At 48.0% G+C, this 14,009-nt stretch carries 13 protein-coding genes and 1 tRNA gene; 13 read left to right on the plus strand and 1 reads right to left on the minus strand.

From position 1 onward, the window contains the following. A partial coding sequence (locus NQX30_06530) for a hypothetical protein (protein MDM5148021.1) occupies positions 1-350 on the minus strand: 350 nt, incomplete at its 3' end. Positions 351-399: 49 nt separating this feature from the next. Here NQX30_06530 and NQX30_06535 point away from each other — a divergent pair. The 13 genes from NQX30_06535 (at position 400) to bamA (ending at position 13,995) form a co-directional block, all read left to right on the plus strand. Continuing rightward, complete coding sequence (locus tag NQX30_06535; protein ID MDM5148022.1) at positions 400-1,059, plus strand: hypothetical protein; 660 nt, start codon at positions 400-402, stop codon at positions 1,057-1,059. 2 nt (positions 1,060-1,061) lie between these two features. After that, positions 1,062-2,657, plus strand: a complete 1,596-nt coding sequence (locus tag NQX30_06540) for an NAD+ synthase (GenBank protein MDM5148023.1) — start codon at positions 1,062-1,064, stop codon at positions 2,655-2,657. Next, positions 2,650-3,102, plus strand: coding sequence for a tRNA (adenosine(37)-N6)-threonylcarbamoyltransferase complex ATPase subunit type 1 TsaE (gene tsaE, locus NQX30_06545; protein ID MDM5148024.1), 453 nt, complete (start codon positions 2,650-2,652; stop codon positions 3,100-3,102). The genes NQX30_06540 and tsaE overlap by 8 nt, the downstream gene beginning before the upstream one ends. Continuing rightward, positions 3,078-4,211, plus strand: a complete 1,134-nt coding sequence (locus NQX30_06550; protein MDM5148025.1) for an N-acetylmuramoyl-L-alanine amidase — start codon at positions 3,078-3,080, stop codon at positions 4,209-4,211. The genes tsaE and NQX30_06550 overlap by 25 nt, the downstream gene beginning before the upstream one ends. Continuing rightward, positions 4,208-5,989, plus strand: a complete 1,782-nt coding sequence (gene mutL / locus NQX30_06555) for a DNA mismatch repair endonuclease MutL (protein MDM5148026.1) — start codon at positions 4,208-4,210, stop codon at positions 5,987-5,989. Before NQX30_06550 ends, mutL begins: the two co-directional genes overlap by 4 nt. After that, positions 5,986-6,927 (plus strand): tRNA (adenosine(37)-N6)-dimethylallyltransferase MiaA, encoded by a 942-nt coding sequence (miaA, locus tag NQX30_06560; protein ID MDM5148027.1) that lies wholly within the window; start codon positions 5,986-5,988, stop codon positions 6,925-6,927. Before mutL ends, miaA begins: the two co-directional genes overlap by 4 nt. Before the next feature lie 151 nt (positions 6,928-7,078). Beyond that, positions 7,079-7,155: transfer RNA gene (locus NQX30_06565), tRNA-Arg, on the plus strand. A 24-nt stretch (positions 7,156-7,179) separates the two neighbouring features. Further along, positions 7,180-7,731 (plus strand): ribosome recycling factor, encoded by a 552-nt coding sequence (frr, locus tag NQX30_06570; protein MDM5148028.1) that lies wholly within the window; start codon positions 7,180-7,182, stop codon positions 7,729-7,731. Position 7,732: 1 nt separating this feature from the next. Next, entirely contained in the window at positions 7,733-8,446 is a 714-nt protein-coding gene (gene uppS, locus NQX30_06575) for a polyprenyl diphosphate synthase (protein MDM5148029.1), read from the plus strand. After that, positions 8,446-9,225, plus strand: coding sequence for a phosphatidate cytidylyltransferase (locus NQX30_06580; GenBank protein MDM5148030.1), 780 nt, complete (start codon positions 8,446-8,448; stop codon positions 9,223-9,225). Before uppS ends, NQX30_06580 begins: the two co-directional genes overlap by 1 nt. Next, complete coding sequence (gene dxr / locus NQX30_06585) at positions 9,222-10,376, plus strand: 1-deoxy-D-xylulose-5-phosphate reductoisomerase (protein ID MDM5148031.1); 1,155 nt, start codon at positions 9,222-9,224, stop codon at positions 10,374-10,376. The genes NQX30_06580 and dxr overlap by 4 nt, the downstream gene beginning before the upstream one ends. Further along, positions 10,373-11,707 carry an RIP metalloprotease RseP gene (gene rseP / locus NQX30_06590; GenBank protein ID MDM5148032.1) on the plus strand — a complete coding sequence of 445 codons (1,335 nt, stop codon included), beginning with the start codon at positions 10,373-10,375 and terminating at the stop codon, positions 11,705-11,707. The genes dxr and rseP overlap by 4 nt, the downstream gene beginning before the upstream one ends. After that, complete coding sequence (bamA, locus tag NQX30_06595) at positions 11,704-13,995, plus strand: outer membrane protein assembly factor BamA (GenBank protein ID MDM5148033.1); 2,292 nt, start codon at positions 11,704-11,706, stop codon at positions 13,993-13,995. The genes rseP and bamA overlap by 4 nt, the downstream gene beginning before the upstream one ends. Positions 13,996-14,009: the final 14 nt, after the last annotated feature.

Consider the following 14,009-nt stretch of genomic DNA (forward strand, 5'->3'; position numbering starts at 1 on the left):
CAACTGCCAACATCTCCACCGGCGACGGAATCCACAAACACACCTACCCCCCAAATTACCGCCCCTTCGAAAAATACCGTTGATAAAAATGTCGTACGGCCCACACCGACACCACTTACTGCCAAATTACCTGCACCTAAGGCAGCACCCATTGCCCAACTGCCAACATCTCCACCGGCGACGGAATCCACAAACACACCTACTCCCCAAATTACCGCCCCTTCGAAAAATACCGTTGATAAAAATGTCGCGCGGCCCACACCGACACCACTTACTGCCAAATTACCTGCACCTAAGGCAGCACCCATTGCCCAACTGCCAACACCTTCTGCTATTACCGCACCGACCACACCCGAAACTCCGACAACCGTTTATCCATTAAAAGCTCCCTCGACAACAGTGTCAACCACCACCTCTTTATCCGCAAAAAATTGGAAAAAATTATTAAACTCCTCTGTTAACGACGTTACCGGTGTCGTTAAAAATGGCGCTTCTTCCGCATGGATTAACGCGCAAAACGTAGTAGAAAAAATCAGAGGCGGCCCCCCTGAAGGTATGCCTTTTTTGCCAGTGCCACCGCCGTCCACAGCGCCAGAAAACTGTGCCGGCCCCGAAGCCGAAATGTGGGAAAAAATCCGCCAAGGAGATTTGCGCATGGCGCAAGCCGGTAACGCAATCGGGCTACGCAAACGTAATCGTTTCATTGACGACGCTCTGAATTGCTACACCAAAGCTCAGGGACACAAGACCAATGAAACCCTATATCTGAACTGGGGACTGGCATTTTTGGCCAAAGCACTACATGTGCCAGAAAAAAAACGTGACCCATTCTTCAATGCCGCAGTGGACAAGTTTTTAGCAGGCAACGTTATCAGCCCACACTATTTTGATTTTTCATTAGCATCACTCTATGCCATTATCGGGCTCACGTCAGAGTGTCGTAAGTGGCTGGAAATAGCGCGTGAATCAAACCGCCTAGACGTAGAATCATTGCGACACGCACCAGATTTTGACAATATGCGGCAACAACCGTGGTTTAACAATTTTTTGAAGGATTAATCATGCAAACACCAACGGTGCTCATGGTGCAGCAAGACTTCGCGGTTGGGGATTTGACTGGCAACCAGAAAACATTGTTGGCATCCGCCCACCGTGCTCACCAAGCAGGAGCAGCCGTGCTACTGTCACCGGAATTATCACTAACCGGCTACTGCCCCGAAGACATGCTGCACGATTCTTCCTTTCTAGCGGACACCAAGCGCGCATTACAAGAACTTATTGCCGTTGCTCCACCCATTTCAATAATAGTGGGATTGCCTTGGCAGGAAAACGGAAAACTTTTTAATGCTGCGGCGTTAATTCAAAACGGCAGATTGACCGGCGTATACAAAAAACGTAATTTACCTAATTATTCGGTATTTGATGAGCGACGTTATTTTGACTCCGACAGTGCCAGTAAACCACTAGTATTTAGCGTTGACGAATGCACTTTTGCCATTCAAATATGTGCCGACATATGGGCATCATCAATGGCGGAACAAGCGGCGCAAGTACGTGCTGCTGGAGTCAATAATACGCTAGTACTCAATGGCTCGCCATTTTATCTAGGCAAGCTGGCAGTACGAGTGCAAGAGGCAAAAAACTTTGCAGCAGCAGCTAATTGTGGTGTGTTTTATTGCAATTGTGTTGGCGGGCAAGACGAACTAATTTTTGATGGCGCTTCTTTTGCCATTAATGCGGGGGGCAAGATGCTGGCACAGTTTCCTATAATGAAGGCGCATGAAGGTAGCACTGGCGATTTTTTTCCGGTACAGAGCGACGAAGAAATGCTGTATGAAGCAATTGTTATGGGAGTGCGCGACTATGCCGCCAAAACTGGATTTAACGGTGTACTATTGGGTTTGTCAGGGGGAATTGATTCTGCGTTGGTAGCAGCTGTCGCAGCAGATGCGCTAGGCGAAAATAATGTACTGTCAGTCATGATGCCCTCACCGTTTACTTCGTCAGCAAGCAAAGAAGATGCAACCACTATTGCTCTCAATATTGGTTCGGAATTATTAAATATTCCCCTTGAGCCATTAATGGAATCAATTGATGCCGCCTTGCGCCCGCATTTGTACGCTCGTGACAACGATGTGACAATGGAAAATGTACAGGCGCGGTTACGCGGTCAATTGTTGATGGCGCTGTCCAACAATCGCAACCTCTTGCTGTTAACCACCGGTAACAAAAGCGAACTAGCTTGTGGGTACGCTACATTGTACGGTGATATGTGCGGCGGTTTTGCTCCACTTAAAGATTTAAACAAAACGTGGGTATGGCGCCTAGCTCGCTGGCGCAATCAACAAAAAGAAACTATCCCACAACGAGTGATTAATCGGGCACCCAGTGCTGAACTTCGCGACAATCAAACCGACCAAGACTCGCTACCACCCTACGAAAAAATTGATGCGGCTATAGCTGCCCGGATGGAAAAGAATGCAACATCCGCAGACATTGCACGGGATTTTGGTGATGATTTTTCTGCACAATTTTTTCGCCTACTACAAAATAGTGAATATAAACGGCGTCAGGCAGCACCAGGGCCAAAACTCACACCGTGTGCCTTTGGTCGCGACTGGCGCATGCCGATTGCCAATCGCTATCGGCATGATTGAATACATAACGGCTTCGCCGGCACAAACCGCCGCTACTGCCAAAAAATTGGCGCCTTTGTTGCCGCCGCCACCATTTGCCATTCATTTGCACGGCGAACTGGGCACAGGAAAAACATTGTGGGCACGCGCCTTAATTCAAGAATTAGGCGGAATACGGGCACCCAGTCCCAGTTTTGCGCTGGTTTTTTCGTACCAGCTGTCAGCACTACCCGTACATCATCTAGATTTATTTCGCTTACCGCAAGGCACTATTTTGCCCGACGATTTGTGGGAAATATTACACGATGACGCGCTGTGCTTGGTGGAATGGCCAGAACGAGCGGAGGACTTGCCGCCACCGGATGTACGATTGACTTTACAAACAAATAAAGATGAAACTCGGCGCCTGTTTTTTTGTGGCGACAGCGAAAAAGGAGAAACATGTTTACGCGCCTTCTCCTCTTAATAACCGCGCTATCGCTGGCATTACCGACGGTAGCAAACAATTTACAGGCACGCTTTTGGCCAAATGCAGAAAAGGCGCGATTAGTTATTGAAACGCAGGCGGCAGTGGAATACAAAATTCTCAGTCTCAACAACCCGCCACGGCTAGTGCTAGATGTAAGCGACAAACGCCATGATGCCAATGAATTAAATCAGGTTAGCCTGCGCGACGCCGCTTATTTGAAAAAAATTCACACGGCCCGCTATACGACTGACACACTGCGCTTTGTATTCACGCTGGCAGAATCAGTGCAATATGAAGTGCGTGCCGTAGAACCAATAGGTGGTTATCAGCACCGATTGATTTTTGATATTATTCCAAAAAACCATCCCGACCCGCTGCTGGCGTTAATTCAATCACTGGAGGCTACGGAAACTAAAACTCCGCCCTTTCGCTTAGTGATTGATCCTGGACATGGCGGTGAAGACCCCGGCGCCGTAAGCCCCAATCAGCATTACGAAAAAGACACCGTATTAGCCATTGCCCGCCAACTACGAGATGAAATTAACCGTCGCCCCGGTATGCAAGCTTTTCTCTCACGCGACAAAGATCGCTTTTTACCACTAGCACAGCGAGTGCTGGTCGCCCATCGCTTGCAGGCCGACGCTTTCTTGTCATTACACGCCGACTCCGTCAAATCACCTAAAGCGCGCGGCTCCTCCGTCTTTGTGCTATCGCAGAAAGGAGCCAGTTCAACACTGGCCAAGCGACTAGCACAAAATGCAAATTTATCCGACCTCATCGGCGGCACCACAAATGATCCACAAATCAATGCCGCCCTGCTGGCGTTTTCCAAAGACGGCAAGAAACGTGCTTCGCTACGGCTAGCAAAAGCAGTATTAAAAGAAATTGGTCAGATTAATACACTGCACAAAAAAAATGTTGAGTCGGCAGGCTTTGCGGTTCTCAAATCACCCGCTATTCCCTCAATTTTGGTGGAAACGGCTTTTATTAGCAATCCGCAAGAGGAAAAAAAATTGCTTAGCAAATCATTTCAAAAACAAATGGCTACCGCTATTGCCAATGGTGTAGAAAAATACAAAACCCTATATCATGTGCCAGATTTATGAAACAGCGAATTAAACAACTCTCTCCAGAAGTTGCCAACCAAGTAGCAGCGGGCGAAGTAATCGAACGGCCAGCAGCAGCACTTAAAGAATTAATAGAAAACTCTCTGGATGCCGATGCCACATCGATAGAAATTATCATTGTCGGCGGCGGTGCCGATATGCTGGAAGTGCAAGACGACGGCATCGGAATTGTTGTGGATGACCTACCGCGCACGCTATTTCGCCACGCCACCAGCAAAATTGAAACAGTAGAGGATTTTTTATCCATTAATACTTACGGTTTTCGTGGAGAAGCGCTGGCGAGTCTTGCCGCTGTATCAGATTTTTCCATCGCGAGCCGTGCCGCCGATGACGATCATGGGTATATTTTTTCGCCAGCTATAGTATCTCCCCGACCGCAACCAATGGCTGTTGGCACAATCGTCACCGCTCGAGGATTATTCGCCAATTTGCCGGCGCGACGTCGTTTTTTGCGCACTGCCAGCACCGAAGGTGCGCACTGCGCCAATACTGCCATCATTGCTGCGCTAGCAGCATATACAACTGCATTTAAAGTGACGAGCAATGGTCGTGAACGCCTGAATTTACCAGTGGCAACTGACGGCGGAGAAAGATTAGAAAAATTATTTCCACGGTTACAAGGGTATACGCTACCAGTACACGATGCTGCTAGCGCGTTAACGCTGAATGGACATGTTTTTTCACCAACACTTGGTGCAACTGGAAAAAGTATTGGTCAATTTTTATATGTTAACGGGCGTTTTGTACGCGACCGACTTCTACGGCGTGCCGTTTCCGATGCCTTGCGCAGCATGTCGCACGATGGTGAACCGGGATACGCACTGTTTCTAACCTTGCCGACCGAAGCGGTGGATGTCAATACGCATCCCGCTAAATTAGAAGTTCGCTTTATTGAGCCACGTGCAGTTTTTGAATTCGTTCGCCGTGCTGTTGATAAAGCTCTCGCTATACCACTGGGAGTACCACTAAGTGCTCCAAATAATAATTCGCGGGCCACGACGATAACGCAGTCCGCTACACCATTTTCTACCGCTTCCACTCTCTCCACAACGCGCTTGCCAACTACACCACAACCGCAAGCAGGCAGCAATAAAGAAGCTGTAGAAGCTTGGCGACGTATGTTTAACGAAGCGAAAATAGCAGCGCCGGCACTACCCACCACGGCACTGTTTGGAGAAGAACCGCTGGGACGAGCACTAGGACAATTGCACAACATTTATATCATCGCCGAAAATAACAACGGCTTAGTCGTGGTGGACATGCACGCCGCGCACGAACGCATTTTGTATGAAGACTTAAAAACCGCTTATGACAATGGCAAACTTATAATGCAGCCATTATTGGCGCCAGTATGTGTGCCACTCTCACCAGTGCAAGCGGCAACACTAGCCGAATTTGCTGGAGAATTGGTAGGCATCACGGCAACACCGACTGACAACGACGACGGTAACGTCTCGGCGGTGGCGTCCATTATCGCTGGGCGCGCCGACCCTGCAACGCTATTGGTAGAAATGCTTGATGCTGTCTCCCAAGATACTGCCGCAGGAGAAACTCGTTCGGCACGCGACAGCATTTTGTCTTCGGCGGCCTGCCACGCTGCGGTACGCGCCAACCACCATCTAAATATAGACGAAATGAATGCACTACTACGACGCATGGAAATAACAGAACGTTCCGGCTCCTGTAATCACGGCCGTCCTTGCTGGCAACAAATTGAACGCGGTTATTTTGACCGCATTTTTCGCCGCGGGCAATGACGTTGTCGGCACTGGCAATCGCCGGTCCTACTGCTTGCGGGAAAAGCGACATAGCGCTGCAAGTGGCTACAGCAACAAACGGAGAAATCGTCAACGTTGATTCAGGATCTGTCTATTGCGATATGGATATTGGTACTGCCAAACCAACACCAGTAATGCGCGCTGCTGTGCGACACCATTTGCTAGATGTCTGTCCACCAAATGAATCGTTTGATGCCGGAAAATTTTGTCGTTTAGCTACCAAAGCAATTCGTGACATTCAAGCACGCGGGAAATTGCCGATTTTGACTGGCGGTACGATGATGTATTTTCGTGCATTAACTGCAGGACTGCATCAATTGCCACCCTCCCCTCCAGCAGTACGCCAAGCAATACAAAAAGATTGGCACACGATGGGAGCTGCAGCTATATACCAGCGTCTGAAGGCACTAGATGCGACAACAGCGGCACGGTTGGCACTAACGGATAAGCAGCGCATCACACGAGCGCTGGAGATTGTTACCGCCACCGGCAAGCCACTATCAGCGTGGTTAGCCGATGATAAACCAGTGCCGCAGTTAGATGCGCGATTTGTTTTACTCATTCCATCCGACCGCAAACAATTGCGCCAGCGTATTGCTACGAGGCTAGAGAAAATGTTCACTGGGGGGTTAGTAGAAGAAACGCAGCAATTAATTGAACGCTGGAAGTTATTACCAACAGCACCGCCACTGCGTTTAGCAGGATATTGCCAAGCAGCAGCTTTTTTACGTGGGGAAATAAATAACAACACCATGCGCGACAAGGCATATTACGCCACCTGCCAATTAGCAAAACGTCAATTAACTTGGCTACGGCACTGGCCAAATACGCCGACAACAGTAGACCCTTTTTCTGGCTGCGCATCGGCGCGCTTGATGCAACTGACAACAACAATTACGAAAACACCAAAAACCTAACAAAGCCATAGTGACGCCCCAGCAATGTTGAAAGTAATACGAATAAAAATATTCACGGCGGTACATGCAGCGCCTCTTATTTGCTTTTTTATAACCCCAAAAGGCGTTACGGCTTTGTAAGCAGATGAGTTCAGAGTAAAATCGTTTTTAAGCGCCCGTAGCTCAGTTGGATAGAGCGCCAGGCTACGAACCTGGAGGTCATGAGTTCGAATCTTGTCGGGCGCGCCATTTATTTTACTTTGGAGTAGTGCAATGAGCGTGGAAGACGATATTAAGAAACGCATGCAAAAAACATTGGACGCCTTGCGCACCGATTTGGCAAAAATGCGCAGTGGTCGAGCACATTTGGGATTGTTGGATGCCGTTGTCGTTTCCTGCTACGGTGCGGAAATGCCGCTTGCACAAACAGCAACCGTGACCGTGGCCGATGCGCGTACACTGATGGTATCGCCATGGGACCAAAGCAACGCTGCTGCTATTGAAAAAGCCATTCGTGATTCAGACTTGGGAGTTAATCCCGCATCTGGCGGTTCTGGTATTCGCGTTACGTTACCACTGTTGTCGGAAGAACGCCGCCACGACATGGTCAAAATTATCAGCCGCGAAGGTGAAACTGCCCGCATTGCCGTGCGTAATATCCGCCGTGACGCACTGGCGGATATTAAATCTCAAGTTAAAGAAAGCGCATTAAGCGAAGATGAGGGCAGACGGTTAGAGCAATTAATGCAAAAAATAACTGACGCCAGCATTAGCGAGGCTGATGCCATGATTGAAGAAAAGAAACAAGAATTAATGACCGTCTAAAGTGGGTACACCACTTGACAGTTCTGCTGCCGCATTACGACATATCGCGGTCATTATGGACGGCAATGGACGTTGGGCAAAACAACGCCACCTGCCACGTTACGAAGGACATCGTCGCGGCTTGCAAGTTGCTCGAGCTATGGTGCGAGCTTGTGCCGAACGTCACATTCCTTACCTCACCTTGTTTGCATTTAGCAGTGAAAACTGGCGGCGACCAGCCGTGGAAATTAACGCACTGCTAACCTTATTTGGTGAGGCTGCTACATTATTAAGTGAAGAAATGGTAAACAATGGCGTGCGCGTAGTATTTATTGGTGAGCGGACACGGTTTCCCGTCAAATTACAACGCACCATGACGAATATGGAAACCGTAACCGCCGGAGGCAAAACGTTAAATTTGACGATTGCGGTCAGTTATAGCGGTCGCTGGGATATTGTCCAAGCAGCGGCGGCTATCGCCAGTAACGGTGGTGATTTCACCGAAGATAATTTCAACCTTCACCTTGCCACCACCGATGCACCACCCGTGGATTTGCTAATTCGCACCGGCAATGAACAGCGAATTAGCAATTTCATGTTGTGGCAAGCTGCTTATGCCGAACTATATTTTTCGGAAAAACTGTGGCCCGACTTTGAAAAAACTGATTTTTATTCGGCGATAGATGATTTTTCCGGACGCGAACGACGCTTCGGCGATGTGGGTAAAGCATGTTAATGTCGCGGCTACTCGTTGCCATACCGCTTTTAGTGGCGGCATTGGCTTTGATTATCTGGGGAACGCTACCAATGTGGAAGACGACAATGACAATCGTGGTCTTACTCGCAGCATGGGAATGGGCGCGACTAGCCGGTTTTTCCGGCACTGCCAGCATCGTTTATGTGTTTTTTTTCGCCATTCTTCTCGCCGCTGGCGATACTTTGTTAGCAGGTAATTTACCGGCATCATCTACCGTGTTTGAAAGCGTTTGCTTTTTCTGGATAGTTGGTGCACCTCTTTATATTTTGTTAAATCGGCGATGGCACCCAACAATTTTTGGCGGCCTGGGTATGGTAATTTTGTTTGCTACTTGGCATGCCGCAAACACGCTATTTGCGCAAAATTTGTATACACTGCTAGGGGCATTGGCTGTAGTTTGGACAGCCGATACGGCGGCATATGCTGCCGGAAAAATAGCAGGAAAAACGCCAATGGCACCGACAGTAAGTCCGGGCAAAACGTGGGAAGGATTTTTTGGCGGCATGCTCGCCGTACTATTACTGAGTTATGTAGCACATAAAACGTTTGAACTGCCGTCGCTATTATTATTGGTATCGGCTTTTGCCTTGCTGGCACTATCAGTGCTGGGGGATTTATTTGAATCCGCCGCCAAACGCCATGGTGGCGTCAAAGATAGCGGTACATTACTGGGGGGGCACGGTGGTGTACTAGACAGACTGGACGCCATGTTGCCAACATTACCGTTTGCCGCACTTTTGTCGCCGTGGCTGATATGACTCGCCGCCTGTGCGTGCTGGGAGCAACAGGCAGTGTCGGTAGTGCAACACTGGAGATAGCACGCACTCATCCGTCACGATTTGAGCTTGCCGTTTTAGCGGCTGGAAATGATGACACCACTATGACGCAATTGTGCGCAGAGTTTCGTCCACCGCTAGCAATAATGAATGATGAAGCGGCGGCACAGCGATTAGACCGTAAATTACGCGCTGAACACATTCCCACTCGCGTGACCGGTGGAACAGAAGCAGTCCGAACTGCACCGCTAGAAGAATCTTGTTGTACTGTGGTTGCCGCTATTAGTGGTGCTTGTGGTTTGCCACCGGTACTAACGGCCGCACAAAACGGTTTACGATTGCTGTTAGCCAATAAAGAAGCACTGGTTATAGCTGGCGAATTGGTTATGAACACGGCACGCGCTAATGGTGCCGAAGTGTTACCTATTGACAGTGAGCATGCGGCACTTTTTGAATTACTTGCCGGCAATGACGAATTTGAAAAATTATGGCTTACCGCCTCAGGTGGCGCCTTGTCAAAACTTCCCCTAAACCAATTTGATACGGTTTCTCCGGCACAAGTGTTAGCACATCCAACTTGGTCTATGGGACCAAAAATAACCGTTGATTCAGCAACAATGATGAACAAAGCGTTGGAAGTCATAGAAGCCTCCGTATTGTTTAGTGCTGCATCGGAAAATATCGGTGTTGTGTTGCATCCGCAGAGTATCGTTCACGCCTTAGTAGAAAAAAACGACGGCTCACTTATTGCCCAGTTATCCTCGCCCGACATGCGACAGCCCATTGCCCGTATGCTATCGTGGCCCGATGACAATACCGGCTTTAGGCAATCACCGCCCAAGTGGGAGACATTGTCGTCTTTAACTTTTGCAAAACCGGAAGCGACACGATACCCTTGTTTGCAGTTAGCGCGAGATGCGCTGGCTATTGGCGGTGCCGCACCCGCAGTATTGTCAGCCGCAAATGAGGTAGCAGTAACGCGTTTTTTACGCGGTGACATTAAATTTACCCGCATTGCCCACATTAATACCGAAGCGCTTGAGCAATATGCGCATCACGCGGCAACTACATTAGAAGATTTATGGGCAGCGGATAGCAGTGCGCGTTTATGGGCAGCGGAGGCAACGGCATGACAACGCTGTTAGCTTTTGCTGCAATGATTATGCTGGTGGTAGCTGTACACGAATGGGGACACTATCTGGCAGCACGCTATTTTGGTGTGCGCGTGTTGCGTTTTTCAGTTGGATTTGGTTCACCTCTACTCAAAAAAACAGACACGAATGGTACAGAATGGGTACTCGCACCAATTCCACTTGGTGGTTATGTGCGCTTGCTAGACAAACACACCGCCGAAAGCATGCCGGATGCCAATACGCAACAGACAATGGAAGCGCAAAGTAATTGGGCGCGTTTTGTGATTTATGCTGCCGGACCGATGGCTAACATCGTGCTTGCTTTTATTGTTTTAACCGGCGTGTTGATGGCAGGAGAAAGCGGTCTGTTGGCTCGCATTGGCAAAGTAGAAATCAATTCTCCAGCCATGCAAGCGGGGTTAGCTGGGGGGGACGACATTATGCGTATCAACGGTCAAAAAACCATGCTATGGCGACAGGCACTGCCAGCCATGGCAAATGCGGTGGTTTCAGGTCAAGCTATGAAAATAGAAACCGACAGTGGCGTTTACACTATTCCTGCTGGCACATTGCTACCGGCGGCGGTAGAAGAGGAATTTCTAAAAGCAGTGGGGACATACCCCGACGTTAGCTATTTAACGCCAGTTATTACCGCAGTAGCGCCAGATTCAGCTGCTGCTGCTGCCGGCATTGTTCCCGGTGACACCATTGTTGCAGTAAATGACACGGTTGTTGAAGACTGGCAGGATTTGGTAGATGTAGTGAAAGGACGAGCAGGAATGCCAACTCCCATCATCCTGTGGCGCGACAGCGTTGCCATTACGGTAATGGCAACGCTAGCGACAGCACAAATTGGCAGACAAGTAATTGGTCGCTTAGGCGTTTCGCCGTCTGTGTCATTGGAAAAAATGAACGCGCTATTAGTAACAGTGCAACTGGGACCGTTCGCTGCATTAGCGCAAGCTGCGAAAAGAACCAGTCGCGATGCCATTGGCACATTTGCGTTTTTGGGGCGAATTTTAAGCGGCGATTTATCGTTGCAAAAGAATGTTAGTGGCCCCGTAGGAATTGCCGTAGGTGCAGGTGCAGCAGCCAATGCCGGTTTCATCGCTTGGTGGGGCTTTGTCGCGCTCATTTCCATTAGCTTGGCGGTATTCAACTTGCTGCCGTTGCCGCTACTGGATGGCGGACAGATGGTAATTTGTATAGTACAATCTATCATTCGGCGGCCACTCCCTGACAAAATAATCGGCATTATTGATCGGCTAGGAATCGCATTATTATTATGTATGATGGGAGGGATTATTTTTCTTGATCTCGCAAAATTATGAAAATATCTAAGTTTTTGACACTGATAGTTAATTTTTTAGCGTGTTCCATATTACTATGGTCAGCGCCAGCAACTGCTCAATCTTTTGAGCCTTTTATCGTGAAAGATATTCGTGTTGATGGCTTGCGACGATTTGATCCTGGGGTAGTGTTTAGCCGGTTAGATGTAGAAATTGGCGACACACTAACCGAAGAGCAGGCGGACGATATTATTAATAAATTGTTTGGAAGTGGTTTCTTTCGCTCCGTAGATGTACTACGCAACGATGATGTATTGGTCGTTGCAGTGGAGGAAAACCCCACTATCGCCGAGGTAGCTTTTTCGGGAACAGATGACTTACCTAAAGGAACTTTGGAAAACATGCTCAAGCAAGCCGGCATTGTAAAAGCGCGCGTTTATGACCCAGCACTGACAGATGCCGCAACGACAGCACTTAAGTCCATTTATAAAGAGCGCAGTTTTTATCAAGTGAAAGTAGAAACGGTAGCATCACCGCTACCACGTAACCGTATTGCGCTACTGTTTAATGTGGATGAAGGACCGCAGGCGATTATTCGTTCAATTAAGTTCTCCGGTAGTGAACAATTTTCTTCTTGGACGATAAAGCGGCAGATGAATTTGGAAACACGTGGCCTGCTTAATTATTTCAGCGATAATTATCTGTTTTCAGAAAGCCGTTTAAAATCTGATTTGCAGCGCATTCGTACACTTTATTTGGGAGCTGGGTATTTGCGTTTTGAAGTAGAGTCAGAAGAAGTGGAAGTGTCGGCCGACAAACGCTACATTGATATTCGTATTCGACTAAACGAAGGCGGACGCTATGCAGTAAACGAAGCCGTTTTTGCCGGCGAACTACCTCCCGAGGTAAGTGAAGATAATCTGCGTGAACTAGTGGAACAAGTGCCCGGCGAATTATTCAGCAGCCAAGCAACTGGAGAAACAGTGGAACGCATACGCAACTTGCTAGGTGATTTGGGTTATGCCAACGCCAACGTATCTTATACAAACCAATTAAACGATGATGACTTAACTGTACTGGTAACCTACAAAATTAATCCCGGTCCGGTAATATACGTGCGCAATATCAATATTGTCGGCAACGAGCGGACACGTGACGAAGTGATTCGGCGTGAATTACAACAATATGAGCGCGAGCGTTATTCGCTTACTAAAATCAACCGTTCACAACGACGGGTGCGGCGATTGGGGTATTTCACTAGCGTTAATGTTAGCGAAAAAAATGTGGCTGGCCATACTGACGAAGTAGATTTGACGATAGAAGTCAAAGAAGCCAGTGTTGGCCATTTCAAAATTGGCGGCGGCTTTTCCACTGATAACGAGCTGTCTTTTGACGCCGGCTTAGACACTCCTAATATCTTTGGTAGCGGCAATGACTTTCGCACCGATCTTTCTTGGGGTGACACTGATAAAGATTTATCTTTAGAATTGGATGAGTTCTATCATACCGATGAGGGAATATCTCGCCACATAGGCATAAGTTTTGGTGACAGCTCGTCCAGTGACAACTCTTCCTCTTACAGTATCGACGGTTTTGCTGCCGAGTATGGCTACGGCATTCCCTATTCGGATGACGGCAAATATTTTCTCTATTTATCCTATGAAAAAATTAAAGTCAATCGTGCCAGCGCTTACACTAATTTCACCGATAAGCACGGCAATAATTTAGATTTACTGGTAATCAAATACGGATTAACACACGATACCCGTTCCTCTTATTACTCGCCCACGGACGGTCATCGGATTCAGGTAAACAGTGATTTAGCTATACCACCGCTAGATTTAAAATATTACACGATGGAATATGCACACGACTACTATTATGATATGGCGCGATGGCCGGCACGTCCTATTTTACATTTGGAATTGGGCGCAGGATTTGGCGATAGTTATGGCGGTGACATATACCCCTTTTATGAGCGCTTTTTTGTCGGTGGAACAGGCACCTTACGCGGATTTGACAGCAATTCCGTTGGTTATGCCAAAGACAGCTCTGGCAACTCACTGGGCGGTAAAAGCCGCTTATACGGCACAGTAGAATTTGCCATAGATACCAAGCTCTTTGACACGCAAAAAATTGACTTAGCACCATATCTGGACTTTGGCTCGGTAGGTGAAACAACTAGCAAACTAGGCGATTTTCGCGTGTCCGCCGGTATGGAAATTCGCTGGACATCTCCCATTGGACCGTTAAAATTTTCGTGGGGTAAGGCTCTAAAAAGCAAATCCGATGACAAGCTACAAGATTTACAATTTTCAATCAGTTACTAAGTTTTATCATTAAT

Source organism: Candidatus Persebacteraceae bacterium Df01 (assembly GCA_030386295.1).
Classification (GTDB): domain Bacteria; phylum Pseudomonadota; class Gammaproteobacteria; order Tethybacterales; family Persebacteraceae; genus Doriopsillibacter; species Doriopsillibacter californiensis.